This is a genomic window from Serratia sp. AS12 (assembly GCF_000214195.1).
Classification (GTDB): Bacteria; Pseudomonadota; Gammaproteobacteria; order Enterobacterales; family Enterobacteriaceae; genus Serratia; species Serratia plymuthica.
Genome location: NC_015566.1, coordinates 1,421,683 through 1,447,793, shown reverse-complemented (window position 1 = coordinate 1,447,793; position 26,111 = coordinate 1,421,683). Strand labels below are relative to the sequence as shown.

The window sequence follows — 26,111 nt, the reverse complement described above, 5'->3', positions numbered from 1 at the left end:
GATTTTACTGTTTTTTTCAGGGAGAACACGATGTTAAAGACCTGGCGTTTTACCGCCGTGATGGCGGCGTTTGCCGCCACGCTGGCACTGCAAGGTTGCGATAAGCCGGTAGACCAGAACCTTATCAAGGTCGGGGTTATCAACGGCGCAGAGCAGGACGTGGCGGAAGTCGCCAAACAGGTAGCGAAAGAGAAATACGGCCTTGAGGTTGAACTGGTCGGTTTCAGCGGCTCTCTGCTGCCGAACGACGCCACCGATAAAGGTGAGCTGGATGCCAACGTGTTCCAGCACCGGCCGTTCCTCGAGCAGCAAAATAAAGATCACGGCTACAAGCTGGTGGCGGTGGGCAATACCTTCGTGTTCCCGATGGCCGGCTATTCGAAAAAAATCAAATCACTGAAAGAGCTGCAGGACGGCGCCGTTATCGCCATTCCGTTGGATCCGACCAACCTCGGCCGCGCGCTGCTGCTGCTGGAGAAAACCGGCCTGATTACCCTGAAACCGGGCAAAGGGCTACTGCCAACCTCGCTGGATATCAGCGCCAACCCGCATAACTACAAGATTATGGAGCTGGAGGGCGCTCAATTGCCGCAAGTGCTGGATGACCCTAAAGTCACAGTAGCTATCATCAGCACCACCTACATCAACCAGACCGGGCTGACGCCAACCAAAGACGGCATCTTTATCGAAGACAAAGATTCGCCGTACACCAACATCATCGTGACGCGTGAAGACAATAAAGACGCGCTGAACGTGCAAAACTTCATCAAGGCCTACGAGTCGGATGAAGTGGCTAAAGCCGCAGAGAAAATTTTTAACGGCGGTGCGGTAAAAGGCTGGTAAGCAAGCGGTTCCCTTCCTTGCGGGTGCCATTTTCGGCGCCCGCCACTTTCCTCAAAATATCCCCTTCCGCGCTATTGACCCTCACGTCGCGTCAGGCTTTAGTATCCCTGCACGCACTAGGGAGGAGCACGTCATGTTATTAAAAGTGGGCGAACTGGCCCGCCGTTCCGGCATCACCGTCAGGACACTGCATTATTACGACAGCATTGGTTTGCTGATCCCTTCTGCGCGTTCCGACGCCGGCTACCGCTTATACAACCGGGCTGACATCACCCGCTTGCACCATATTCAGGCATTGCGCCGAATGGGGGTCCAGCTTGCGGAGGTCGGGGCACTTCTGACACGTTCCGGGGTAACGTTAACCACGGTGATTGAACAGCAGATAACCATGCTGGATCGGCAGTTGGCGCAGACCGTAGCGCTACGCGATCATTTGCAGCATATGCATGCCCAGCTTACCGCCGGGGACGAACCGGAACTGAACGACTGGCTGACTACGTTGGAGTTAATGACCATGTACGACAAATATTTTACCGCCGACGAACTGGCGCAACTGCCCTTCTATCAGGCCGATCAGGCGCGCAATCATGAATGGGCCGAGCTGGTGAGCAGCATGCGCCAGTTGATCGACAGTGGCGTCGAAGCGCAAGCGCCGCAGGCGCAGGCCCTGGCGCGGCGTTGGATGCAGATGCTGGAACGCGATACCGCGCTTAATCCGGCGTTTCTTACCCGGCTTAACGCCATGCATGCCGACGAACCCTCAATGCGTGAACAGACCGGCATCACCCCGGCTGTGACCGATTATGTCACCCGGGCCTTTGCCGAAACCAAGCTGTCGATCTACCAAAAATACCTGTCGGCGGAAGAATACGCCTACGTGCGCCAACACTACTTTACCCGCCTGCACGAATGGCCGGCGCTGATCGCCCAGTTCCATCAGGCGCTAAGAGACGGCGTGCCGCCGGAGTCCGTCCAGGCGAAACAACTGGCGGCTAAATGGCTAGAGCTGTTCCAATCCTATGCCGGCACTGACCCGGCCACCCAGATGAAAATTCGCCAGGCGATGGAACAAGAGCCGACGCTGACGGAAGGCACCTGGTTGACCCCGGCGCTGCTGAGCTATTTGCAACAGGCAGTGGCGCACCTGATGCGCGGCTAGGTAAGGTTATCCACCAGCCGGGTGATCCCCGCTACACCCGCGTAGCATTCCAGTAAAAACGCCGTCACGGCGGCGATGCCCGGTGCATGACGAATGTCGTCATGCACCGTTAGCCAGATTTCGCGCCGCAGCCCAAGCGGCGGCGCCAGGCGTTCAAGCCCCAGCTCCTGCGCGACAAAATGCGGCAGCAGCGCAATGCCCGCGCCGGCCGCAGCGGCGGCAGCCTGAATCATCAGGTCGTTGCTGCGTATCACCAGCGGCCGGGGCCCGGCCTGCTCCAGCAACCATTTTTGCTGCGCCAAAGCGGCCCGTTCATCGTGATAGCCGATAAACCCCCGCGCCGTCTCCGGCGTGGCCCGCAGATAGTCGGCGTTGGCGTACAGCCCGAACTCGACGGTGCCAATTTTTCTCGCCACCAGCTCGCTTTCAGTGACGCGGCTGAGCCGAATGGCAATATCCGCCTCACCGCGCAGCAGCGATACGTTGGTAGTATCGGCCAGCAAAACCAGTCGCAAATCCGGATAACGGCGCTGCAACTCGGCAATACGCGGGGCAATCAGCTTCAGCCCCATCACCGGCGGCACGCTCAACGTAACCTCACCCGCGATGCCCTGTCGCCCACTGAGGGCGGCGCGGCTAACGGCGAAGGCGTTGAGCGTCATGCTGTCCCCTTGCGCCGCGATGCGCTGCCCGTCGGCGGTGAGCAGGTAGCTGCGCGGGCGGCGATCCACCAGTTTTAACGCCAGCGATGCTTCCAGGCTGGCAATACGCCGGGCAACAGTGGCGTGGTCTACCTGCAAACTGCGGGCTGCCCCTGACAGCGACTTCTCGCGTGCAAACACCATGAAGTAATGCAAATCTTCCCAATTGAACATGGGTATTTTCTCACATCCCAAGTGAATATATAGGGGATTTTACCGCAACAATCCGTGGCGCAAACTGTTTTTGTTTATTCCACACCACAGGAAATCACCATGAAAACTTCGCTGCCGCTGGCCTATCTGGGGGTGATTATCGCCACCTTCTTCTGGGGCACCAACTTCAATGCCGGCGCCTATATCATCGCCCATCAGCCACCGATCACCGCATCGATTGAGCGCTTCAGCCTGGCGACGCTGGCGCTGTTGCTGCTCTTCGGTCTGCGCGGACAGTTACGCTTCAGTACGCTGAGGAACAACTGGCTGGCCTACCTTGGGCTGGGCGTGCTCGGCTTTACGCTGTTTAACCTGTGCACCTTTTTCGGCCTGCAGTCCACCACGCCGATCAACGGTGCGCTGATCCTCGCCACCACGCCGCTGTGGACGCTGCTGTTCGGGGTATTTTGGGAGCATGAAAAACTGAGTGGGTCACGCGCCGCCGGCCTGTTGGCGGGTTTTATCGGCGTAACGCTGGTGATCACCAAAGGCAGCCTGCAAACGCTGTTGCGGTTGGAAATCAACCCCGGCGACGGCATTATCCTGCTCGGCAGTCTGGCCTGGGCGCTGAATATGGTTGGTACCCGGCGACTGGTGCATAACGCCACCGCCATCGAAACCACCAGCTATTCGATGCTGTTCGGCACGCTGGCACTGCTGCCGCTGGGGTTTATCTTCGAAAACCCGCTCCAAAATCTGGCGTCGACCAGCCTCAGCGTGCATGCGGCGGTGGTTTATCTGGCGCTGTGCGGATCGCTGCTGGCCTATCTGCTGTGGTTCAACGGGCTGGAAAAAATCGGCTCGATGCGCACCGCCATTTTCTTCAATCTGGCACCGGTGTTTACCATGCTGGTGGCCACCCTCACCGGTACCGCACCCAACGTTTGGCAATTAGTCGGGGCGGTCTGGGTTATCCTCGGCGTGCTGCTGGCCTCCGGCGCAGTAAAACGCCTGCTGCCACGGCACCGGGCCGCCAGGCAGCTATAGGTTTTTTTTATCACCGGCATAAAAAAGCCCAATTTACCTTGGCGGCGAACGGGGAGCATAATGTGCTTATCTTCTGATTTCTCAAGGTAAAAAAAGAACTCTTATGTCCCTTTCCGCCCCGTTGATCATCGCCGACGCCACGCCGGATGACCTGGCCGCCGTACAACAGATCTACGCCTACCACGTGCTTTACGGCGCGGCATCCTTTGAAGAAACGCCGCCCACATGTGAAGAAATGCAGCAGCGGTGCAGCAAGGTACAGGCAGCCAGGCTCCCCTGGCTGGTCGCCAAACGGGAAGATCGCGTGGTGGGCTACTGCTACGCCACGCCCTATCGGCCACGCCCGGCCTACCGGTTTACCGTAGAAGACTCGGTGTATATCGCCGAAGGCATGCAGGGTAACGGCATCGGCAAAGCGCTGCTGGCCGAACTGATCGCCCGTTGCGAGCGCGGTCCCTGGCGGCAGATGCTGGCGATCGTCGGGAATGCAGAAAACAATCAAGGCTCGCTGGCTTTGCATCAGAAACTGGGCTTTACCAGCGTGGGCACGCTGAAGGCGGTGGGATTCAAACTGGGTGAATGGCGCGACACGCATATCATGCAACGCGCACTGGGTGAAGGCGACGGCAGCCGACCGTAACGGCAGCTACGGGGGCGTAAAACGCCCCCGGGGTTATCAGGCGGTAAAGCGGCCGCGAATGGCGCTCAGAGCCGACACCACCAACAGCACCACGCCGCCGGCAATCAGGCCGAACACCACGTTGAGCAACGCGGGGATCGCCCCCTGCAGAATATGGCCGAAGGTCGGTACTACGGTAGCGTACGACGCCCAGTCTTCGAACAAATGATGCACCGGAGGCAGACCGTGGGTCAGAATGCCGCCGCCGACCATAAACATGGCGACAGTACCGACGATCGACAGGGTTTTCATCAGGTAAGGCGCGGCACTGACAATGCCATTGCCAATCGAGCGCGCCAGCGCGCTGGTTTTTCGGCTCAGGTACAACCCCAGATCGTCGAGCTTGACGATGCCGGCCACGATACCGTAAACGCCGATCGTCATCACAATAGCGATGCCGCTCAACACAATCACTTGCTGGCTAAAGCTCGCGCCGGCCACCGTGCCGAGGGTGATGGCGATAATCTCGGCGGACAGCACGAAATCGGTGCGGATCGCCCCTTTCACTTTGCGCTGCTCATAAGCCGCCACGTCTTCATTGGCGTCCAGTTCTTCTTTTTTCTCCTCCCCTTGCTTGCCGTGAGTCAGGCTGTGGAACACTTTTTCAAAGCCTTCGTAACACAGGTAAGCGCCGCCCACCATCAGCAGCGGCGTGATCGCCCAGGGTGCGAATGCGCTGATCAGCAACGCCAGCGGCACCAGAATCAGTTTGTTGATAAACGAACCTTTGGCCACGCCCCACACCACCGGCAGTTCGCGAGCGGCCTTTACCCCGCTAACCTGTTGCGCATTCAGCGCCAGATCGTCACCCAGCACCCCGGCGGTCTTCTTCGCCGCCATTTTTGTCATCAGCGAGACGTCGTCCAGCAGCGAAGCGATGTCGTCGAGTAAAGTCAGTAAGCTACTTCCGGCCAAAATGGTCATCCTTATCAAATTTCATTGAACCCTTGCCGTTTAGCATAGCGGTAAACGGCCCTGAATGGGTATAGGAGGATACCGCAGTTAGCCCGCTGGCACGTTCAACTGCCAGGAGAGGCCAAAGCGATCGTTCAGCCAGCCGAAACGCGCGCTGAAGCCGTAGTCGTCGAGCGGCATCAGCACTTCACCGCCATCCGCCAGGCAGGCGAATACCCGTTCCAACTCGGCTTCGGTCGCCAAATTAACGTGGAGAGATACCGCCGGGGTAAAGCTGAAATCATGGCTGACCGGACTGTCGCTAAACACCAGATGCTGTCGGTCAAAGTCTATCGAAGCCTGTTTGATTCGCCGTTGCCCGTCGGACGTCTCGTCGTAATGCAGCAACTGCTGAACCTTAAAACTGCCGAACAGCCCGCTGTAAAGATCGATAGCCTGCTGGGCGTTGCCCTGAAACATGATAAAGGTTGCAACCTGGCTCATAGGAATCCTCTCTCGCATACGATAGGGTATTTAGTGATCATAGCGGATGGAGCAACCGACGCTGCCAAAAGGAGGAAAGATGGCAATCACCTATCGCCTGGCACAGTTGAACGATCTGGCCGGCCTTCAGGCGCTGTATCAGGAATTGCGCCCACAGGATCCCCCGCTGCGCCCGGATGCCGCCCAGCGCACTTTACAGCGTTTGCTGGACAACCCGGCAATTCGCCTGGTGGTTACCGTCGACGGTGAACAGCCGATCGCGACCTGCATGCTGGCGATGGTGCCGGGGTTGGTTCATCAGGCTCAGCCGTTCGGTATCATTGAACACGTGGTCACGGCACCGCCGTACCGCGGGCAAGGTATTGCCCTGGCGATGCTGGAATACACCTTGCAACTGGCGTGGCGTAAAGGGTGCTACAAAGTGATGCTGCTTTCCGGTCAGCAGCGCACCGGGGCACACCAATTGTATCTGCGCGCCGGGTTCGACGGCGATCGGGAAAGGGGTTTTGTCATCAGGCGCCCTGAGGGCCGATAGCGGCCTGCGGTGGAAACCGCAGGCCAGACCGGGATTATTCGGTTTCGTTATTCGCCAGACGGGCGTCTTTTTGGCGGCGATAGTCGCGGGCAGCGGCCGGGATCGGCGTTACCTTGCCGGTTTCGATCCAGGTGCGCAGGCGGTTGGCGTCAGCAAAATGCGTGTACTTGCCGAACGCGTCCAGCACCACCAGCGATACCGAGCGGCTGCCGATCATGGTGCGCATCGCCAGGCAATGCCCCGCTTCGTTAGTGAAGCCGGTTTTGGTCAGCTGAATGTTCCATTTCGGGTTGTACACCAAATGGTTGGTGTTGCGGAACGGCAGCGTGTAGTTAGGATCCTTGAAGCTCGCCATGCGCTCGGTGGTGGTGCTGAGCTGGCCAATCAGCGGATATTGCTTGGTGGCGATCAGCAGCTTGGTCAGGTCACGCGCGGTCGAAACGTTATGAATCGACAGCCCTGTCGGCTCCACATAACGGGTATTGGTCATACCCAGCGATCTCGCCTTGGCGTTCATCGCCTTGATAAAGGCACCGTAACCGCCCGGATAGTGGTGCGCCAGGCTGGCGGCGGCGCGGTTTTCCGACGACATCAGCGCCAGCAGCAGCATGTCTTTACGCGTAATTTCACTGTTCAGGCGTACGCGGGAATAAACGCCTTTCATTTCTGGCGTCTGATGAATGTCTACCGACAGCATTTCATCCAGCGGCAGATGGGCATCCAGCGTCACCATGGCGGTCATCAGCTTGGTGATGGAGGCGATCGGCACCACTTCATCCGGATTGCGCGCATACATCACTTTGTGGGTCTGCATATCCACCACCATCGCACTGCCGGAAGCCAGTTCAGGCTGGGCGGCATGGGCGGCGGCGTTATTTTCGCTGGCCAGCGCGCGCGGCGCGATGCCTGCTCCCGCCTGCAAAGCGAGCAGGGTTAGTACCAAAACACGTATTTTCACATGCATTACTCTGTCACTGGAGAAGAGGAAGGTCTTATTTGGCAGAATTATATGTGAGGGATCTCAAGTTGGCACTGGGATTATGCGCCCCCATTTGTGACAAATTCTGTCGGACAGAATATTGCGCAAACCGCGAGCGCTCTGGGGTGAGCGCCCGCGATGGGAAAGTTACAGTGCCGGTTGCCACGCAGACTGCGGCAACAGATACAAACCGGGAGCCTGGCGGGCGCCTTCGCCGACGATATGGCCGATGCCCGCAGCCATCACCGCCAGCGTCACATCGAAGGCGTTCAGGCTGTCGCCGTAGCCCGCCGTCAGGTTGAACATCGACCCGTTGGCCAACAAATAGATCTTTTTATCACCCAGTTGGTAGGCGTTCACAAACGACATAGGCTCGCTGTGCGGCAGGTTCTTCAGGAAATCGACGTCAATTTCGGCCGCCACGTGGCCGACGTTGAGAATAAACACCCCGTCCTTCACCTGTTGCAAATGCTGCGCCGACAGCACATTTTTCGCCCCGGTCGCCGTGGCGATCACGTCCGCCTGGGTAACCGCAGTGGCCAGATCGACCACCGCCCAGCCGTCGTACCGTGCCTGCAATGCCCGCGCCGGATCGATTTCCGCCACGATAACCTGCCCGCCGTAGGCTTTCGCCGCTGCCGCAACGCCCTGCCCAACCAGGCCATAGCCAATCACCAGCACGCATTTTTCATGCAGCGTCAGATGCGTGGTCTGGAAGAAGGTATGCCAGGCGGTCAAGCCAACCATATGGCGGTTATGCAGCCCTTCTTTCACCGGCAGGTCGTCCCAATTGAAGATCGGGTAGCGCGGCGCCATGCCGTTCAGCCGGCTGATGCCGGAACCGGTCGCTTCCAGGCCGGCGACAATCTGCGGGCCTGCGGCCGACTGGTGCAGGCGAGCCGTCAGATCCGCGCCCATTTCGCACAGGTGGGTCGGTTGCCAGGCCAACGCGCGATCGAAGGATGCCGACCAGTCCGCATCGCTCATGTCACGCCAGGCGTGAGCCTGTGCGCCGCGCCGCTCCAGCCAGGCGACCACGTCATCCTGCACCGTGGTCGGGTTGCAGGTGGTCAGATAAACCGCAGCGCCCTTGCCCAACAGGCCCGCCACCAGCGGCGCCATTTTCAGATCCAGGTGCATGTTGCACGCCAACCGCACGCCGTTCAAATCCGGCAGCGCCGCAACCGCCGCGCGGGTGCGCGGCATATGGCGCATCGCCCAATCCAGTTCGCTCTCAAAATCCTGATACATCTGTCGCTCCTTTTACTGCGCCACGCCCCTGGGGCACAGCTGAATGAATTAACCGGCGCGGCTCAGGCGCCGCATCGCCTGCGGAGACAAACCGAAGACGCGAATAAATGCCCGCCGCATACGCTCCGGATCGCTAAAACCGACGGCACGAGCAATAACCTCCAGCGCTTCGCCGCTCTCTTCAATCCGCACCCGCGCCGCTTCCACCCGCAGTTGCTCAATCACCTTGGCCGGCGTCTGCCCGGTTTCCGCGCGAAACAACCTGCCGAACTGGCGTTCGCTCAGGCAAGCGGCATCGGCCAGATCCGCTACCGTGAGCGGCTGATGCAGATGCTCACGGGCGTAAGAAAGTGCGCTGCGGATACGGTCTGAAGAAGGATTAAGCGCCAGCAACAGTGAATACTGCGACTGCCCGCCAGGACGGCGGTGATACACCACCAGTTGCCGCGCCACGTTGGCCGCCACCTCTGCGCCGAGGTCCTCTTCAATCATCGCCAGCGCCAGATCGATGCCGGCGCTGATGCCGGCAGAGGTCCAGAGGGCACCGTCGCGAATAAAAATGCGGTTGCTGTCAACGCGAATACGCGGATAGCGCTGCTGTAACCGTGCGGCATGGAACCAATGGGTGGTGGCGCGCTTGCCTTCCAGCAGCCCGGCGGCCGCCAGGATAAATGCCCCGGTACACACGCTGGCCATGCGCCGCACCTGCCGGCTCTGCTGCTGCAACATCGCGATCAACGCCGGGGACTCCGCCGCCGCCACGTTGCCGCGGCCACCGGCAATCAGCAGCGTATCAAAACGGCTATCCTCCAATGGCTGGGTCATCACGGCCACGCCGGACGAACCGATCACCATTCCGCCCGCCTGCGATACCGGCAAACAACGGTATGCCGGGGCATCGGTAAACTGATCGGCCTGATCGAAAGCCGCCAGCGGCCCCGCAAAATCCAGCAGGTTAAAATCGGGAAAGATAACAAAGCCGATGTTTTTCATTATGGCGTTTTTTGAGGGTTATATGGCATACCAGCCAAAAACAGGGCAGCTATTATTACCCAGTTCAAAGGACAAAACTGAGGCGAATATCATGTCTGCACCATTAGTGATAGTTTTTCCGATCTATCAGGGCGTTACCCAGTTGGATTTCACCGGCCCGCTGCAATTTCTGCGGCATATGCCTGATGCTGAAATTATCGTCGCCTCGGCCGGCGGTGCGAACGTCAGTTCTGAGGGGCTGCATTTCTCCCGGCTGCAAAGGCTGGAGGATGTCACGCACTGCGATGTCCTGTGCGTGCCGGGCGGCAGTGGCTGCACCCAGGCGCTGCTGGACGAAAACTTCATGCGGCAGATCCGCCGGCTGGGGAGCGGCGCACGCTATCTGACCTCGGTCTGCACCGGCTCGCTGATCCTGGCCGCCGCCGGGCTGTTGCAAGGCAAACGCGCTGCCTGCCATTGGTCGATGCGTGACAGCCTGACACTGTTCGGCGCTATCCCGAGCAGTGCGCGGGTGGAGCGCGACGGCAACGTGATCACCGGGGGCGGCGTAACCGCAGGCATCGACTTCGCCCTGACACTGATAGCCGAGCTGCACGACGAAGAAACCGCGCAAATGATCCAGCTGTATCTGGAGTATGCCCCGGCACCGCCGTTCCTGGGGGGAACGCCAGAGCTGGCGCCTGCGGGGATTCTGGCGCGAGTAGAGGAAAAAATGGCCGACAGCCTGCAACAACGCCGGGCGCTGGTGGCGCAGATTGCCGCCCGCGGCTAGCGCACAGGGCGTATACTTAACCTTAAGTGTCATAGACGTAAGGATTAAGCATGGCGGATCTGGCCCACTACATTACGGATTACGGCTACTGGGCGCTGTTTATCGGTTGCCTGGCCGAGGGGGAAACCATCACGTTGCTGGGCGGGATTGCCGCGCATCAGGGGCTGTTGCATCTGTCGTGGGTGATTGCGGTGGTGGCGCTGGGCGGCACGCTGGGGGATCAAGTGCTGTTCTTTCTGGGCCGCCGCTTCGGCGGGCAGGTGATTTCACGGATGAAAAGCCAGGAAAAGCGCATCGAGCGCGCCAAGAAGCTGATTGCCCGCCACCCGATGCTGTTCGTGATCGGCGTGCGCTTTATGTACGGCTTTCGCATTATCGGCCCGGTGCTGATCGGCGCCAGCAAATTGCCGCCGTCACGCTTTGTGCCGCTGAACATTCTGGGTGCCATTCTGTGGGCGACGATTTTCGTGCTGCTGGGTTATTTCGGCGGTGAAGCCATCGCCCGTTTTATCTCCGGCTTCGACAAAAGGCTGACCAGCCTGCTGTTCTGCGCGCTGGTGATCGCCGCCATCCTGCTGTTGCGCTTCTGGTGGCGGCGTCGCCACGCCAACTAAGGCTATTTATTGAGCATCAGCTTCAGGCCCAGCAAGGCCAACACGCCGCCACCCAGCCGATCGAACCAGGCTTTAAAACGCAGGTAAGTACGGCGCGGGCGCGGCGATGACAACACAAACGCCACAAAGGCGTACCACAGGACGTCGACCGTCAAGGCAATCACCGGCAACACCACGTACATCAGCGGCGAAATTTTATGGCTGAGCAGCGCGGCGAACACGCTACCGAACACGATAGCGGTGTTCGGGTTACCGAGTTGGGTCAGCAAGCCGGTGGTAAACGCCTTGCGAAATCCCAGATGCCGCTCGCCGACCGCCTCCACGTTCAACGGCCGATTGGCCCCACGCAGCATTTTAAACGCCAAATAGATAAGATACGCGCCACCCAGCACTTTCAGCGTGGTGTACAACCACGGCAGCGCCAGCAGCAGCGACTGCAATCCCAATAGCGCGATCAAGGCAAAGATAAAACAACCGACGCCCATGCCTAACGCCACCGCCATGCCGTCGCGGCGCGAAGAGGCGACTGCGGTGCGCGCCACCAAAATAAAACTTTGCCCCGGACTCATCGCCCCGAGCGTTATCGCCCCGGTAATGCTCAATACCGATAATGCCGTTTCACTCATCATGCTCGCGGTACCCCCCTTAACAATCCATTGCTCAAAGTAGACCAGCGACGAAAATAAAAGCAATGACTACCGGGGTTCATTCAACCTGAGCCGCATCGCGCATCAGCGCTACCAGCTCGCGCGCGGCCTTGTCCAAAGGCGCATTCTTTAGCCAAACCAGGTGTATCGGTAACCGCAGCTCGTTTTTGGTGTTTTTGAATTTCAGCCGGATTAACCTTCCCTGCGCCAACAGCGGCGCAGTCAGTGACAGCGGGAAATTGCCCCAGCCCAACCCGGCCTCAACCATGCTCAGCGCCATCGGCAGGCTGTCGGTGCGCCAGTAAGATTCCGCTACCCGCGGCCGCAGATCGACGATGGGCAGATCGCGGCTGGCCACCATAATCTGCCGTACGTTGACCAGATCCTCGAGAAACAGCTCGTCCGCCGCCCCTTTTAACGCCGGGTGGCATGGCGAGAGCGTGGCGACCAGCGATTCCGCCCCCACGAAATGGAACTGTTCCTGGCTGTTGACGTTAAGCCCGCCAAACGCCAGGCAAACGCCAACCCTGCCCTGATGCAGCATATGCAACACGTCATCTTGCGGGGCGGTCAACACTTCGATGTTCAGCAACGGATAACGCTCCGCCAGCGTTTTAATCGCCGCCAGCAGGCCGCTGCCGTTGATGTCCGAAGCGACGCCGATAGACAACGTACTCTCCAGCCCCTGCGACAGCTCGATGGCGTGGTTCTGCAATTGTTTAAGTTGGTCGGCAATCAACCGCGCATGCGGCGCCAGCGCCAATGCCAGCGCGGTCGGCACCGGTTCGCGGTGCGACCGGTCAAACAGCGGGAACCCGAGTTCCGCCTCCATGTTGGCGATGCCCATGCTGACCGCCGAAGGCACCCGCCGCAGCGAACGGGCGGCGGCAGAGAACGAACCCCGATCCAATACCGCCAAAAACAGCTCAATATTATCGCTGGAAAAGTTCATTGCGTTACCTGTCAGCAAAACTGACAGCTCCTGACTTTTTCTATCAATGTGATTGACGTTATCTTAGCCGCCACGACCCAAGAAACCACCAAAAATAACGCAGGAGAACATGATGCAAGGCGTTAAACGCAAACTGGTGTATGTCACCGCCTATGAAATTATCGGCATGGCGATCTCCGCTTTGGGGCTGGCGCTGCTTTCCGGCAGCGCGCCCAGCAGCACCGGGCCGCTGGCGGTGATCATTACCACCATCGCCGTAAGCTGGAATTTCATCTACAACTCGCTGTTTGAGCGGTGGGAGAGTCGCCAGACGTCACGCACCCGCACGCTAAAGCGCCGTATTGCGCACGCCGTGGGGTTTCAACTGACGCTGGTGGTGTACCTGATCCCGCTGATCGCCTGGTGGATGGGGATTTCACTGCTGGAAGCGCTGCTGCTGGATATGGCGCTTATCGTCATTATCCCGTGCTACACCTTCGTGTTTAACTGGGCGTTCGACCTGATTTTCGGTCTGCCCGCCTCGGCTCAGCCAGCCGGGGAATCTGCCTAAAAAATCGCCGTTAATCCCCTCGCCTGCGGGCTATAATCGCCGCAGGCAACAAGAGTCTTATTTACCCCCTTTTTTCACGCCTCGAAAAATAAGCAAAACCCCCTGCAATTTGCGCGGAAATTAATATTTTGTGATTTTCGTCACTTTTTATTCCTCGATATTTCCGTGTTGAAAAAATCATACATCCTATTGAATAATATATTCTTTTGTATATGTAATAAAAAATAAACACAATTGATCACGATTTATACGCAGGATTTTTTGCCACATTTACGGAGAAAAGGTAGCATGCCTCGCCGTTATTTAATGATGGCTGTACACATAATATACCCTATGGGTTTCAAGTTGCAGCTAGGCGGCCAGCTCGCTTATCCCCAGGCGCTTACTCCGGTAAGTAACTGGGGTAAGCCAGTACAGCCAACAACGTTGCAGCTTGAAAGACGACGGGTATAAAACAACAGAATGATGCCATGACCTCATTCTCATAACGATTGGCAATAGCAATCGTTTGCTCTCGTCCGAGAGCTGGGTAACCCTATAGACAGGTAAACAGGACGGATGATGCAATCACATAAAAAAACCGAGCATGACAAACACGCCGCCAGAAGACGTTGGTTAGACTCACATGAATCCGGTTATCACAAAAGCATGGGCAACCGCCAGATACAGATGATCGCCATCGGCGGTTCCATTGGTACCGGCTTGTTCCTCGGCACCGGCGGCCGGCTGGCAATGGCCGGCCCAGCGCTGGCGCTGGTCTATCTGGTGTGCGGAATCTTCTCTTTCTTCATTCTCCGCGCGCTGGGCGAGTTAGTGCTGCACCGCCCCTCCAGCGGCAGCTTCGTTTCTTATGCCCGCGAGTTTCTCGGCGAAAAAGCCTCTTATGTCGCCGGCTGGATGTATTTCCTCAACTGGGCGATGACCGGTATCGTCGACATCACTGCGGTCGCGCTGTACATGCACTACTGGGGCACTTTCGCCGACGTGCCGCAATGGCTGTTCGCACTCTGCGCCCTTGGGGTGGTCGCCACCATGAACATGATCGGCGTGAAGTGGTTCGCCGAAATGGAGTTTTGGTTCGCGCTGATTAAAGTCGCCGCCATTGCCATTTTCCTGGTGGTCGGCGTGGTGTTTCTCGGTATGGGTACCCCGGTGGCGGGCAACACTACTGGCCTGCACCTGATTACCGAAAACGGCGGCATGTTCCCGCACGGCTTGTTGCCCGCGCTGGTGCTGGTGCAAGGAGTGATCTTCGCCTTCGCCGGCATTGAGCTGATCGGCACCGCCGCCGGCGAATGCAAAGATCCGGCAAAAATGCTGCCGAAGGCGATCAACAGCGTGATCTGGCGTATCGGTCTGTTCTACGTCGGTTCCGTGGTGCTGCTGGTGCTGCTGCTGCCGTGGAATGCCTATCAGGCCGGCCAAAGCCCGTTCGTCACCTTCTTCAGTAAATTGGGCGTGCCCTATATCGGCACCATCATGAACATCGTGGTGCTGACCGCCGCGCTCTCCAGCCTGAACTCCGGCCTGTATTCCACCGGCCGTATTCTGCGTTCGCTGTCGATGGGCGGCTCCGCGCCGAAATTCATGTCCAAAATGAGCAGCCAGCAGGTGCCTTACGCCGGTATTCTGGTGACCTGTGGTATCTATGTGCTCGGCGTAGTGCTGAACTATCTGGTGCCTTCGCAGGTGTTTGAGATCGTGCTGAACATTGCCTCACTGGGCATTATCAGCTCCTGGGCATTTATCATCGTCTGCCAAATGCGTCTGCGTAAGGCCGTGAGGGAAGGCCGCGCCAAACCGGTCACCTTCAAGATGCCCGGCGCGCCGGTCACCTCCTGGTTGACGCTGGCGTTTCTGCTGGCGGTCGTGGTGATGATGGCGTTCGATTACCCGAACGGCACCTGGACCATCGCCACCATCCCGGTGCTGACCGTGCTGCTGGTGCTGGGCTGGTTTGGCCTGCGCAAGCGCGCGCAGGAAGTGAAGCTGGAACAACAGGCTCACGAAGAAGCCCACCACTGAGTCTCCGAACTGCCCCCTCCGGGGCAGTTTTTTTATCCGTTACAAGCGGCCATAAAATGTCATGCGGGCGCTCTCTGACAGCGCGATATCCGGCTGGGCATTATAGGCCAGCACCACCAGCATACGGGTGGTATCGCCTTCGGTTGGTGTAACCCGGTGCATGGCATTGCGCCCGCGAAACAGCACCAAATCCCCCTCCCCCATCGCCAGCGTCTTCACCGCACGCTCGCCGTCCAGCACCTGGGTTACCCCCGCGTAATTCATCTCGCCGCGATCGGCATCGCGCAGGTTTTCCACATACTCAAACCGGCCGCCGGCCTGCGGTTTTTGGATCAGGAGCGTGATGGCAAATGAGGAGTTATCAAAATGCCAGCCCAGTTCCTGCCCGCGATGCGCGTAGTGCAGATTGATCGACGACAGCCGATCGGCGTAGGGATAGAGCTGCTCCTCCTCCAGCACTGCACAAAGGAAGTCGCGGAAAGGCTGGGCATCATACAACGTGCGCAGCGGCGACTGCGCCGGGATATCCTCGTCGGTAATACACCCCTTGGAAGACACCACCTGCCGGTTGCGCGCATGGTCGGCAGGCAGGCTTTCATCCTGAGGTTTCAGGTACACGTTATGCTTGCTGGCAGCATAAAACGCCGCGTGGCTGTGCTCCGCCCCTTCGAGACGGACGGTCGCCAGCGCGGCGGCGGTCAGAAAGCCCCGCAGCACCAGCGCACCCGCCGTGTCCAGCGTCGCTTTGCAGCGGGCCTGAAAGGCGGCGTCGCCAATCGGGTTGGCGGATAAATCAACGATATGAGCGAGTTGCTGCATGAGGAGCTCCTGAAGGCTTAGCGGCCGGATGCCCCACTGTAGCGAATGTCGCATTGCCGTAATAACAAAAATGCGTTAAGGATGAGGTAACCCATTCTTAACGATAGCCGCCATGAACGCACCTTCCCGCAGCCGCCTGCCCAAACTGAGCGCCATTTTGGCGTTTGAAACCGCCGCCCGTACCGGCAGCCTGGCCAGGGCGGCAGACAGCCTGGCGCTGACCGCCGCCGCCATCAGCCAGCAAATCCGCCAGCTTGAACAGCATCTGGGCATTCAGCTGTTTACCCGCGCCAAAAGCGGCGTGACGCTAACCGAACAGGGCGCGGATTATCTGGCCTATGTGCAGGAAGCGTTCGAGACGCTGCGCGTGGCGCAGCAACACGTCGATCGCCAACGGGGCCAGGAAACCCTGACGATCTTTGCGCTACCGGCGCTGGCCTCAAAATGGCTGAACCCGGCGATTGGCGACTGGCTGGCCCATCAGCCGCAGCTGGATATCCGCCTGCACGCCACCCATGCCGCGGTGGATTTCGCCGCCTCGGCGGCGGACTTTGCATTGTGCTTTGGCGATCAGGACTATCCGCTGCTGGAAAAAGTGAGGTTGTTTCAGGATGGCGTGCAGCCGGTGTGCAGCCCGCAGCGGCAGGCCGCCGGTGACTGGACCCGGCAACCGTTGATTCATGTCGACTGGGGCAAAGAGAGCCAGTTTCTGCCAGGATGGCATGAGTGGTTCACCGCCGCCGGGCTACCGCCGCCGCAGCGACGAGGCCTGACCTATAACCTGACCTCGCTGGCGATTGATGCGGCGGTGGCAGGCCACGGCATTTTGCTCGGCCAACAAAGCTTGATCCAGCGCGAACTGGCTAACGGCACGCTGGTGCCGCTGGCAGAACCGGTGCTACCACTCAGCAAGCCTTACTACGTGGTCTATCCGCAACGCACGCTGGACAAACCCAAAGCGGCGGCGTTTTTGGCCTGGCTGCAAAGCCTCGCCCCGCCGGATGCCGACAGACGATCCTTCTAACCGCCGCAGCGGCTATCGGCTCTGGACATCATCTCGCCCAGCAGCAGGTTGGTCGCACGCGGCAGAAAAACCTCATTACCGGCGCCGGGAGTCAGCGTCAGTTCGCCAATGTAAAGCTGCTCGGGGGTGAGATAGAAATCGACGCAGCAATAGTCGAGATCCGCCGCCACGGCTTTCGCTACCTGGATCATCTCATCCCAGAACGCAGGTTTCGCCTGCAACGTATTGATCTGCGGAATATCATTCTGAATAAAAAAGCAGGGGTAAACATGCTCGTCCAAAAATTCCAGCGAAGTGGGCTCAGGCCCGCCGCGCAGTAATTCAACAAACAGATAAGATTGATTGCCGTTAAAAACATGCACCTTGTAGTCAATCAACTCCCCGCTGCACTCGATATCCAGCAACTCCTCGACGATAATTTTTTGCGGAATAGTGGCGTAATGTTTTTCACGAAATCTTTTCCAATAGGTTATTTCAGACCATCCATGAAGAGTATTCACAATATCCTGATAGCTAATCTGACTTTTATCTTTGACTATTTTCACCTGCTGAGAGGCATTATTGGTTTTGATGACAAACGATGGTGGCAGGGAAAGGTAGTCCTGTTCGGTAAAGTCATCGGTGGTCATAATGATTGGCGTTAGGTAATTTTCCGATACCCGCTGTGAAATATACTCTCTCACCGCCACCTTATCCGCCAGCAGGCTGAAATCACGCTGAGGATAACGCATACGTTGATAAATTTTCTCGGAAAATGTCTTGGGGTTTTTGAAGTTCACCAAAGAGCCATGAGCAAGATAATGGCTAATTTGATAATAAATAGCATCGGGCGCGGCCCGACAGAGCCGTTTTGCGAGTTTTCTCATTTTTCTCTTTCTTCCATGAAGATAGCATACGGAGAAATGCTTTTAACATTCCGATTATTGCCGCTCAATTATAAAACCTTGCGCCCCCACCGTTACAAGGGCTACAGGAATAATCGGATGATTCTTATTACAGCATGCGACAGGGAAAAGCGCTGATGCAATTGAAATTCATAGATATCAACATAGTGAAAAACGCATTCTGGATGATATCTGAAAAAATGGTCTCTATTCTGGGCGTCATTTTTATCACCGCCTATATGGCGAAATATGTTGGCCCGGAAAGTTTTGGCAAGATCACCTTCGCTACCGCTATTTTCGCCATTACCCAGACGCTGGCGCTGCTGGGCTCCGACACCGTACTGTTCAAACGCATTAGCCGCAATCCGCGCTCCGGCACCGCATTGATGTTTTCCACCAACCGGCTGCGCCAGGGCTGTTTTATCCTGTTTTCCGCAGCCATCCTGCTTTACACCGGTTTACGGGACGATTTCATTACCTTCTACTTTTGCGCCGCCACCTTTATCGCCGGCTTTTTCTCGCTCAGAGACGTGTTCACCATTTACCACGACGCCCGGCTGGAGTCGCGCTTCAATACGCTGGCCAACGTTGCCGGCCTGGGCAGCGCCCTGCTGGTGCGTTATCTGATTGTTTATTTTGATCTGCATCTGTATTTCCTGGCGATCCCCATAGTGATGGTTTATCTGATCCCTTACCTAATCCGCCACCACCTTTATCATCGCCGCCACCCGCGCTTTACCGCCCCCATCCGCGTTCGGCGCAAGTATGTGCGCTATCTGCTCGCCAGCGGGCTGCCGCTGGCGGTCTCCAATGTCTCCATCGCCATTTACACCCGGCTGGCGCAGCTGTTCCTGATGTGGTTCGTCTCCGCCGAAGCGCTGGGTATTTATTCCGTCGCCATCACGCTGGCCACCGCCTGGATGTTCGTCACCAACGCAGTGATCTCCTCATTTTTTGCCAAGATATTCGCTTACCGCCGTGACGATGCCATGCGCGCCGCCGCCAAACTGAATGGGCTGGTGCTGGCGATCGCCGCCGCGATCGTGGCAGGCATCGTTTTGCTCGGCAAACCGGTGATCGTGCTGCTGTACGGGGAGCAATATCTGGCGGCCTATCCGGCCATGGGCGTGCTGGCGGTAGCCACGCTGCTTTCGGCACTCGGCACCCTGGCCTATAAATACATTGTGATGTTCTCGGGCTACGGCTTCTTGTCGAAGAAGATGTTCCTGGTGTTTATCATCAATATCCCGCTTTCTTATTGCCTGATCCGCCAGTACGGCATCATGGGCGCTGCCTACAGCACCCTGCTGACTGAACTGCTGTCGCTGACCCTGCTCAACTATGTCTTCCGCCGCGGCGTGGTCTTGCAAATGCACCTGCGCTCGCTGAACCCGCTCACTTATCTTCGCCGCACACCGCAGGCCGGCTAACCCTCACCGCCCGTAACAGATTGCCGTTAGCCCGCTGGCAGCGGGCACAACGCTCACGGCTTAACCTGCCTTGCTCCTCCTGCTAAGTTTCTCCCACAGGCCGGGAGATTTAAAAGTGCATCGTCCTCGGCCTGCACACTTTTATTTTCAATACGCCACTGTGCTACTGCAATTATGACCTTGCAGTAACCTGCATCATCGAAAGAGTGAGGTTTACACCATGATTACATTAAATGATTACGCCAACCTGCGCGCCTATACCGGCAGTGAGTCAACCGTAATGATTGAAGATCGCTATCACCACGGCGTATTCCTCCGTGACAGCGCAGACACCACCAGCCTGGACAACGGCGCGACTATTCTGATCGATACGCAAAACCGCCGCTGGAAACGCATTATCAATGACGGGGATTACTGCATTGACTGGTGGTATCAGGCTGGCGATGAGCTGGATTATTCCCTGACTATTAACCGTGCCAGTAATTTTTTACAGGTTAAAGGTGATGAGTGGTGGCAAGCGCCGATCCCGACCACGCCTGCCGGCATTACCTTGGTCGGCCCCGGCGGCGTGCGCCAATGTAAAACCACCGCAAAATTAAAATTATGGAAAAACTCCGTTGATTTTAAAGGCACCATTTTGGACTTTTCCGGCGCAACCAATATTGAATGCGTGCGGGTGCTGTATAGCCAGGGTGCACCGGCGATCTATAACCTGCGCATCGTCGGCACGCCAGGAGCAACGGCCAATCTGCGCGGCCTGTGCGTTTACAGCGATGCGGCAAATATGGATGGCATTCCAGCCAGCCAGTTGTTCGTGCAAAACGTCTGGCTGACCAACCTCTACAAAGGCATCGTTTTTGGCAACAACGCCTATATCCAGAGTTGGCACAGCATTATGGTTCGTGGCTGTTGGTGGCCGATTTGGTCCGAAAGCGCATCCAATGCCGGTGAAAAAATCGTGTTCTACAAATGCCTGTTCGGCGACAGCAACAACTATTATCAGGGCGTTCATTCGTTGGCCTTCCGCGATTGCTCGTTTGACTACAGCGGTTTTAAAAATGTCGCCGATCAACAAGCGAATACTGACTATGGGTTATTCGACCTCAAAGCCGGCACGCTGGATTTTAAAAACTGTCACTTCGAATGGGGCAATAAAAATTCCCGCAACTCCCGGCCGGTATTTACCAGTGACAACAGCGGCACGGTAAAAATCAAGGACAGCCAGTGGCACAGCGTGCAAACCAACGTTACCGATCCCGACAGCACGGTTCCCTACCAATACGTTGAGTATTTTTACTTCGACAAATCCAGCGATTTGAGCGGTAAATGCTACATAGACGGTTTCGATCTGGTGAACTCTGACATCAAGAAAGGGTGGTCAAACAACCATATTGAAATGAAGAAGATCGTCGCTCCCGGCTATATCAACATGTGGCGTCAACTCTATCTCGGCGATGGCGTTAATCACCTGCCAGAGCCGACATGGAAGGAAAGCGGCGCGCTGCAGTTGAACAATGTTTACGCCGCCAGCGGCACCCGCATCTCGCAAACCGAAACCTCCGATTTGACGGTGACGCTGCAAAACGGCGTGCTTACCGCCACCACCAAAACGGCCGCAGCGGACAAGAAAATCGAAGTTTATTTCCCGATTGAAAAAAACGATCTGGTGTTGTGGCGCACCACGTTGGAGAACCTGCAGGGCCTGAGCAGCATGGATGTCGCCGTTAACACCTATCAGGGCAAATACGAACTTAAGGGTAACGCCGGGACTACCACCGTGCTGGAAAAAACCTGCCAGTGGGGACGAAGCGGCACCGTAACGCCAACGTCACCGGCCACCATGACTTCGGATCGTATTACCGCGTTGGATTCTGCGGAGTATTTGCCGTTGCCGGAAGGCTATGTCAATTACGCCCGAATTGTCATCGTCCTGAAAAACTTCGGCGGTAGCGCCAGCAACCCGGCTTCGGTGGACATCACCAAACTGCTGTGTCAGAAGATTGATATTGTTTCCCGTAACCCACGTAAATCCTGGTAACGCACCAGAGTCGCCTCATTAGAGGCGGCTCGTTCCCCCTCATTTAATAACCTTCCTTCTCATAAACTCGCACGCAAATGCCGCACCCGCGCACTTATCTTCGCCGCACGCCGCTCAGCTCCTGAGTTTCCCCTCAACATCTGCCCTTGCCACGTTTCCTGGCAAAGGCAGCCCTCATAATTCATTATGTTAATTTCAGAATTACTAATGCAGAAAAAAGCATAATCCGTTTTAGCTTCAATCCTCACCTACACAGCCAGCCTGAAATGCTCCTCATATTGCTGCCAGAGCGCGTTGAACCAACTGTCGTCGCCGCTGCGCCGGTTAATCAGTGCGACGGCGGCGTCACATTGACTGCGAGCGATAGCCAACAGCCCGGCGTCGCCTTGCTGCAGCACGCACAGCAAGCGCGACATCTCCACCAGGTACTGGCGCGCAAAGGCCAGCTCGTAGTCGGTGATGTTTTTGCTGTTGTCGATCAGATCGCACAGCTTGATGGTTTGCGCTTCCGGGCAGGCCAACGCACTGTGTTGCAGGTTGGCATTCTTGCGGTGCAACCGCTCACCGCCGTAACGGCGAGTTTGCACGTCGGTCAGCATCTCCACGTACCTTTCGACCGTAGGACCGAACTCGCTGCGGATATCCGCCAGGGTCACCGGGGTGTCTTCCACCGTATCATGCAGCCAGGCGGCGGCGATCATTTCCGGCGTAGGATCCGCCTGCTGCAACAGCGCCACCACAGCGGCGGGGTGAACGATGTAAGGTTCGCCGGTAAACTTGCGCTTCTGCTTGCAGCTCTCATGTGCCTGCGTGGCGAACCGCCGGGCTTTTTGCGTTAAATCCATGCTGACTCCTTATCCGAATATTCCCATTTTAGCGGTTATCGTCTGGGGTAAGAGAGTCTGTTTGGTTATGAGTTATGCCGGTTGCAAATGCAGCACCACAGCGCCAGCCAATACCGTTAATACCCCCAGCCACTGCAAGCCGGAAAGCCGCTCGCGCAGCAAAAGCGCGCCCAACAGCGCGGCGATGCCGCCGGACAACGTGCTGAGCACGGTGACGACAGCCAGCGAGCCCGCCCCGGCACCCACGGCGAAGGCGGTAAAACCGCCCAAACTCAGCAGGCTGGCGGCCAGCAACAGCCCGCCTTGCCGCCAACTGGGCCGAGCAACCAGCGCTCGTCGGTCTGTGTTCAGCATCAACACCGCCGCCAACCCGACCGTGTAGCCGAGCCACAGGCTGACGCGTGGCCCCAGCACCGGCAGCGTGTATTTTCCCTGCAACCAAAAACCGGCGCCGTAACAGAGCGCAGCCACCAACGAGAAGGCGACGGAGGGCCATGCCGAACCGGATTTTTCAGGCTGGCGGCCAGGCTCCATCGCGCTGAGTATTACCCCAAGCAGACACACCGCCAGCCCTGCCAGCGTCAGTGCGCCAAGCCGTTCGCCGCCAAGCCAGGATAACAACGTAGTCACCGCGCCGTAGCTGGTGACCAAGGGTGCCACCAGCGCCGCTTTGCCGATGGCAAAAGCCTGGGACAGCGCCAGCGTTGCGCCCACCGTCAGGCCGGCGGCCAGCAGCGCCAACCCCCAAACCCTGCGCGACGCCGCAAAGGCGGGAATGGCGGTGGTCATTAACAACGCGGTTAAAATGACAAAACCGATCGCCTGGGAGAAGAATACCGCCCTGCGCACCCCCACCGCCCGCGCGTTGATGCCGATCAAAAAATCCGTGCTGCCCCAGCACAGCGCGGCGGCTAACCCCATGAATATATCCACCCAATTCTCCCGTCCGATTCGTTGACAAAAAGTAAGAGAAAAATCGCTTGTGGAACATCGATAGATTGGCAATATGGTTGAATGAAACTCAAGCTGAACGCTCAACCACGCCTGCCGTCGCTGAAAGCCTTGCATACCTTCGAGGTGGCGGCGCGCTGCGCCAGTTTTACCGAGGCGGCGGAGCAGTTGAACGTCACGCTGGGGGCAGTCAGCCGCCAGATACGCCAGTTGGAGAATGAACTGGGCGTTGAACTGTTTCACCGCAAGGGCAATGCGGTGGCGCTCAACGACACCGGCAAACGGCTGGCCACCGACGTCACCCGTGCGCTGACGCTGCTGCAAAAAGCCAGCGATCGCGCCCGACCGGCGCAGCAGCAAACGCTGAAACTGACCTGTACGCTGGGCATTGCCAGCCATTGGCTGGCGGCGCGTTTACCGGCGCTGCGCCACGCCGATCCTGATGTCTCGCTGGTGCTGGACGCCAACGAAAGCCTGCGCGATTTAGCCAGCGGCGAAGCGGACATCGCCATCCGTTACAGCCCCATCGCCAATCCGCCGCCGCATTCCCGCGAACTGTTGACCGATGCCTTTGCGCCGCTGGCGAGCCCCACCTTTCTTGCCGCGCACCCTGCGTTCACCCTCGCCGATTTACCGCAGGCCCCCTTGATTCACTCGCCGTGGAAGGACGCGCAAGGGCTGGGCGCCGCCGGCTGGCAAGACTGGTTCGCCGCCTTTGGCGCAGGCGCGGCGGCACCGCGCGGCATCCTCACCGTTAACAGCGTCGGCCATGCGTTGCAGGAAGCGATGGAAGGTAACGGTATCGTGCTCGGCAGCCTGGCGGTGGCGCAAGATGCGTTAGCCGCAGGCAAGCTGGTGCCGGTGTTTGGCGAGTACGGACAACTGCCCTGCGCCTATCAATATCGCCTGTGCTGGGCGGACAGCGCGTTCGTTAGCACCACCACCCGCCGCTGGGTGAATCTGCTGCTGCAGTCGGCGGGCAAACCCCCGGCGTTCTGACATAGCACTTATTGCCCTCACAACTTTGCCAAACCCAACTATTTTATGTTCAATTTTTCTGCTGTGAGATAAGCCGTGGACAGACAACGCTACCTGCAACATATTGGATTTGCAGGCATCCCCAAGCCCGACCTCCTGACGCTGCAACAATTACACCGCTGCCATATGCTGAGCGTGCCCTTTGAGAACCTGAGCATTATTTATCGCCAGGGCATTCATCTGGAAGAACCGGCGCTGTTCAATAAAATTGTCGAACGCAACCGCGGCGGCTTTTGCTATGAGCTGAACCGGCTGTTTGCCGCGCTGTTGAAGGACATCGGCTTTAACGTGCAGTTTATTTCCGGCGAGATCCGCGCGCGCGACGGCAGCTTCGGCGCGCCCTTCGACCATATGGCGCTGAAAGTAGAGCTGGATCAGCCGTATCTGGTGGACGTGGGGTTTGGCGACTCGTTCCTGATGCCGCTGAAGATCGCCACCACCGAGCAGCAACCGCAGACCAGCGGCACCTTCCATTTAGAACAGGAAGGCGAGACCTATTATCTGGAACGCCGAAACGGCGATAATCGCTCGCACGCCAAAACCCTGTACCGCTTTACCCTGCAAGCCCGTGAGCCGAGTGAGTTCGACGGCATGAGCCACTACCACAGCACCTCGCCGCAGTCGCATTTTACCCAGCGGCTGGTGTGCTCGCGGCCAACGGAAAATGGCCGAGTGACCCTCAGCGAGAACAAACTGATTATCACCGAAGATCACCAGCGCCATGAATCGACGCTGCATTCCGAAGACGAACGGCGTGCAACGCTGATGCGCTATTTTGGGATTGATCTGGAAAATTGAGCCCGAGACAGGGGGCAGTTCCCCCTGTTACTTATTCAGCGGCAAATCACCCGCGCAATGTCCTTCGAGTTGGTCAGCGCACGCACTTCACCGAACAGCTCCGTCGCCTCGGTATACTCTTTGCGTAAATACCCCAGCCACTGCTTGATACGCGCCACGTGATACAGGCCGGTGTCGCCCTGCTTTTCCAGATGAACGTATTTTTGCAGCAGTTGCACCACCTGCGGCCACGGCATGCGCGGTTCGTTGTATTTCACCACCCGGCTCAGGTTCGGCACGTTTAATGCGCCGCGCCCCAGCATCACCGCGTCGCAGCCGGTGGTTTGCAGGCAGTCTTGCGCGCTTTGGTAATCCCAGATTTCGCCGTTGGCGATCACCGGAATGGTCAGCCGCTTGCGGATCTCGCCAATCGCCGCCCAGTTAATGCGCTCGGCCTTGTAGCCGTCCTCTTTGGTACGGCCATGCACCGCCAGCTCGGTGGCGCCCGCCTGTTGCACCGCATCGGCGATTTCAAAACTGCGGCTGTCGCTGTCCCAACCCAAGCGTACCTTTACCGTTACCGGCAGATGATCCGGCACCGCCGCACGCATCGCTTTGGCGCCCTGGTAAATCAGTTCCGGGTCTTTCAGCAAGGTCGCCCCGCCGCCGCTGCCGTTAACCAGCTTGGACGGGCAACCGCAGTTGAGATCGACGCCGTAAGAGCCCAGCTCGACCGCGCGGGCGGCGTTTTCCCCCAGCCACTGCGGGTGCTGGCCCAGCAGTTGGATGCGCACCAGCGTGCCGGACGGGGTGCGGCTGGCGTGATGCAGTTCGGGGCAAAGGCGATAGAAAGATTTGGCAGGCAGCAGTTGGTCAACCACGCGCAGGAATTCGGTGATGCACAGGTCGTAGTCGTTCACTTCGGTGAGCAGCTCGCGCACCAAAGAATCGAGAACGCCCTCCATCGGAGCCAATAATACGCGCATGATTACCCCAGCTAAAAAAGA

Annotated in this window: 27 protein-coding genes; 14 read left to right on the top strand and 13 right to left on the bottom strand. The window is 57.9% G+C overall.

The features are described from left to right. Positions 1 to 30: 30 nt before the first annotated feature. On the top strand, positions 31 to 843 hold the full coding sequence (locus SERAS12_RS06735; RefSeq protein WP_013811999.1) for a MetQ/NlpA family lipoprotein: 813 nt from the start codon (positions 31 to 33) through the stop codon (positions 841 to 843). Positions 844 to 976: 133 nt separating this feature from the next. After that, positions 977 to 2,002, top strand: a complete 1,026-nt coding sequence (locus SERAS12_RS06730) for a MerR family transcriptional regulator (RefSeq protein WP_013811998.1) — start codon at positions 977 to 979, stop codon at positions 2,000 to 2,002. On the opposite strand, the gene SERAS12_RS06725 is transcribed toward SERAS12_RS06730, so the two are convergent. Continuing rightward, complete coding sequence (locus SERAS12_RS06725) at positions 1,999 to 2,877, bottom strand: LysR family transcriptional regulator (protein ID WP_013811997.1); 879 nt, start codon at positions 2,875 to 2,877, stop codon at positions 1,999 to 2,001. The two genes, SERAS12_RS06730 and SERAS12_RS06725, sit on opposite strands and share 4 nt — an antisense overlap. 99 nt (positions 2,878 to 2,976) lie before the next feature. Between SERAS12_RS06725 and SERAS12_RS06720 the strand changes: the two genes are divergently transcribed. Together SERAS12_RS06720 and SERAS12_RS06715 are read left to right on the top strand one after the other, a co-directional pair. Further along, on the top strand, positions 2,977 to 3,903 hold the full coding sequence (locus SERAS12_RS06720) for a DMT family transporter (protein WP_013811996.1): 927 nt from the start codon (positions 2,977 to 2,979) through the stop codon (positions 3,901 to 3,903). A gap of 103 nt (positions 3,904 to 4,006) precedes the next feature. Beyond that, the gene (locus SERAS12_RS06715) at positions 4,007 to 4,543 is read left to right on the top strand and encodes a GNAT family N-acetyltransferase (RefSeq protein WP_013811995.1); all 537 of its coding nucleotides are present in this window, start codon (positions 4,007 to 4,009) and stop codon (positions 4,541 to 4,543) included. 36 nt (positions 4,544 to 4,579) lie between these two features. Here the strand turns inward: SERAS12_RS06715 and SERAS12_RS06710 are convergent, their stop codons facing one another. Then, complete coding sequence (locus SERAS12_RS06710; RefSeq protein ID WP_013811994.1) at positions 4,580 to 5,497, bottom strand: DUF808 domain-containing protein; 918 nt, start codon at positions 5,495 to 5,497, stop codon at positions 4,580 to 4,582. An 87-nt stretch (positions 5,498 to 5,584) separates the two neighbouring features. After that, a complete protein-coding gene (locus SERAS12_RS06705) occupies positions 5,585 to 5,980 on the bottom strand; it encodes a VOC family protein (RefSeq protein ID WP_013811993.1) in 396 nt (131 codons plus the stop codon). A 79-nt stretch (positions 5,981 to 6,059) separates the two neighbouring features. Between SERAS12_RS06705 and SERAS12_RS06700 the strand changes: the two genes are divergently transcribed. Continuing rightward, positions 6,060 to 6,515 (top strand): GNAT family N-acetyltransferase, encoded by a 456-nt coding sequence (locus tag SERAS12_RS06700; protein ID WP_013811992.1) that lies wholly within the window; start codon positions 6,060 to 6,062, stop codon positions 6,513 to 6,515. A 34-nt stretch (positions 6,516 to 6,549) separates the two neighbouring features. Here the strand turns inward: SERAS12_RS06700 and pbpG are convergent, their stop codons facing one another. The 3 genes from pbpG to SERAS12_RS06685 form a co-directional block, all read right to left on the bottom strand. After that, positions 6,550 to 7,479: a D-alanyl-D-alanine endopeptidase gene (gene pbpG / locus SERAS12_RS06695; protein ID WP_013811991.1), complete on the bottom strand. Its 930-nt coding sequence runs from the start codon at positions 7,477 to 7,479 to the stop codon at positions 6,550 to 6,552. A 162-nt stretch (positions 7,480 to 7,641) separates the two neighbouring features. Then, positions 7,642 to 8,745, bottom strand: coding sequence for an adenosylhomocysteinase (locus SERAS12_RS06690; protein WP_013811990.1), 1,104 nt, complete (start codon positions 8,743 to 8,745; stop codon positions 7,642 to 7,644). A 48-nt stretch (positions 8,746 to 8,793) separates the two neighbouring features. Then, a complete protein-coding gene (locus SERAS12_RS06685; RefSeq protein ID WP_013811989.1) occupies positions 8,794 to 9,738 on the bottom strand; it encodes a GlxA family transcriptional regulator in 945 nt (314 codons plus the stop codon). A 91-nt stretch (positions 9,739 to 9,829) separates the two neighbouring features. Between SERAS12_RS06685 and SERAS12_RS06680 the strand changes: the two genes are divergently transcribed. Both SERAS12_RS06680 and SERAS12_RS06675 read left to right on the top strand, forming a co-directional pair. Then, positions 9,830 to 10,510: a DJ-1/PfpI family protein gene (locus SERAS12_RS06680; RefSeq protein ID WP_013811988.1), complete on the top strand. Its 681-nt coding sequence runs from the start codon at positions 9,830 to 9,832 to the stop codon at positions 10,508 to 10,510. Between the two features lie 50 nt (positions 10,511 to 10,560). Continuing rightward, positions 10,561 to 11,124, top strand: a complete 564-nt coding sequence (locus SERAS12_RS06675; RefSeq protein WP_013811987.1) for a DedA family protein — start codon at positions 10,561 to 10,563, stop codon at positions 11,122 to 11,124. A gap of 2 nt (positions 11,125 to 11,126) precedes the next feature. Here the strand turns inward: SERAS12_RS06675 and SERAS12_RS06670 are convergent, their stop codons facing one another. Continuing rightward, positions 11,127 to 11,750, bottom strand: a complete 624-nt coding sequence (locus tag SERAS12_RS06670; RefSeq protein ID WP_013811986.1) for a LysE family translocator — start codon at positions 11,748 to 11,750, stop codon at positions 11,127 to 11,129. A gap of 79 nt (positions 11,751 to 11,829) precedes the next feature. Continuing rightward, positions 11,830 to 12,723 (bottom strand): LysR family transcriptional regulator, encoded by an 894-nt coding sequence (locus SERAS12_RS06665; RefSeq protein WP_041415974.1) that lies wholly within the window; start codon positions 12,721 to 12,723, stop codon positions 11,830 to 11,832. Between the two features lie 112 nt (positions 12,724 to 12,835). On the opposite strand from SERAS12_RS06665, the gene SERAS12_RS06660 reads away from it, so the two are divergent. After that, positions 12,836 to 13,273, top strand: coding sequence for a PACE efflux transporter (locus SERAS12_RS06660; protein ID WP_013811984.1), 438 nt, complete (start codon positions 12,836 to 12,838; stop codon positions 13,271 to 13,273). A gap of 561 nt (positions 13,274 to 13,834) precedes the next feature. Continuing rightward, positions 13,835 to 15,298, top strand: coding sequence for an L-asparagine permease (gene ansP / locus SERAS12_RS06655; protein WP_013811983.1), 1,464 nt, complete (start codon positions 13,835 to 13,837; stop codon positions 15,296 to 15,298). 39 nt (positions 15,299 to 15,337) lie between these two features. Here the strand turns inward: ansP and SERAS12_RS06650 are convergent, their stop codons facing one another. After that, the gene (locus tag SERAS12_RS06650; RefSeq protein WP_013811982.1) at positions 15,338 to 16,117 is read right to left on the bottom strand and encodes a 2OG-Fe(II) oxygenase; all 780 of its coding nucleotides are present in this window, start codon (positions 16,115 to 16,117) and stop codon (positions 15,338 to 15,340) included. A gap of 112 nt (positions 16,118 to 16,229) precedes the next feature. On the opposite strand from SERAS12_RS06650, the gene SERAS12_RS06645 reads away from it, so the two are divergent. Beyond that, positions 16,230 to 17,141, top strand: a complete 912-nt coding sequence (locus tag SERAS12_RS06645; RefSeq protein ID WP_013811981.1) for a LysR substrate-binding domain-containing protein — start codon at positions 16,230 to 16,232, stop codon at positions 17,139 to 17,141. On the opposite strand, the gene SERAS12_RS06640 is transcribed toward SERAS12_RS06645, so the two are convergent. Continuing rightward, a complete protein-coding gene (locus SERAS12_RS06640) occupies positions 17,138 to 18,007 on the bottom strand; it encodes an ATP-grasp fold amidoligase family protein (RefSeq protein WP_013811980.1) in 870 nt (289 codons plus the stop codon). The genes SERAS12_RS06645 and SERAS12_RS06640 overlap by 4 nt on opposite strands. Positions 18,008 to 18,162: 155 nt before the next feature. Between SERAS12_RS06640 and SERAS12_RS06635 the strand changes: the two genes are divergently transcribed. Then, positions 18,163 to 19,455, top strand: a complete 1,293-nt coding sequence (locus tag SERAS12_RS06635; protein WP_013811979.1) for an oligosaccharide flippase family protein — start codon at positions 18,163 to 18,165, stop codon at positions 19,453 to 19,455. Positions 19,456 to 19,675: 220 nt separating this feature from the next. Further along, positions 19,676 to 21,493 carry a hypothetical protein gene (locus tag SERAS12_RS06630; RefSeq protein WP_013811978.1) on the top strand — a complete coding sequence of 606 codons (1,818 nt, stop codon included), beginning with the start codon at positions 19,676 to 19,678 and terminating at the stop codon, positions 21,491 to 21,493. A 248-nt stretch (positions 21,494 to 21,741) separates the two neighbouring features. On the opposite strand, the gene SERAS12_RS06625 is transcribed toward SERAS12_RS06630, so the two are convergent. Beyond that, complete coding sequence (locus tag SERAS12_RS06625) at positions 21,742 to 22,338, bottom strand: HD domain-containing protein (protein WP_013811977.1); 597 nt, start codon at positions 22,336 to 22,338, stop codon at positions 21,742 to 21,744. A gap of 72 nt (positions 22,339 to 22,410) precedes the next feature. Further along, positions 22,411 to 23,259, bottom strand: coding sequence for a DMT family transporter (locus SERAS12_RS06620; protein ID WP_013811976.1), 849 nt, complete (start codon positions 23,257 to 23,259; stop codon positions 22,411 to 22,413). Positions 23,260 to 23,352: 93 nt separating this feature from the next. Here SERAS12_RS06620 and SERAS12_RS06615 point away from each other — a divergent pair, with 93 nt between their 5' ends. Together SERAS12_RS06615 and SERAS12_RS06610 are read left to right on the top strand one after the other, a co-directional pair. Beyond that, entirely contained in the window at positions 23,353 to 24,288 is a 936-nt protein-coding gene (locus SERAS12_RS06615) for a LysR substrate-binding domain-containing protein (RefSeq protein ID WP_013811975.1), read from the top strand. Between the two features lie 75 nt (positions 24,289 to 24,363). Then, entirely contained in the window at positions 24,364 to 25,125 is a 762-nt protein-coding gene (locus SERAS12_RS06610; protein ID WP_013811974.1) for an arylamine N-acetyltransferase, read from the top strand. 35 nt (positions 25,126 to 25,160) lie between these two features. On the opposite strand, the gene dusC is transcribed toward SERAS12_RS06610, so the two are convergent. Beyond that, complete coding sequence (dusC, locus tag SERAS12_RS06605) at positions 25,161 to 26,090, bottom strand: tRNA dihydrouridine(16) synthase DusC (protein ID WP_013811973.1); 930 nt, start codon at positions 26,088 to 26,090, stop codon at positions 25,161 to 25,163. Between the last annotated feature and the right edge of the window lie 21 nt (positions 26,091 to 26,111).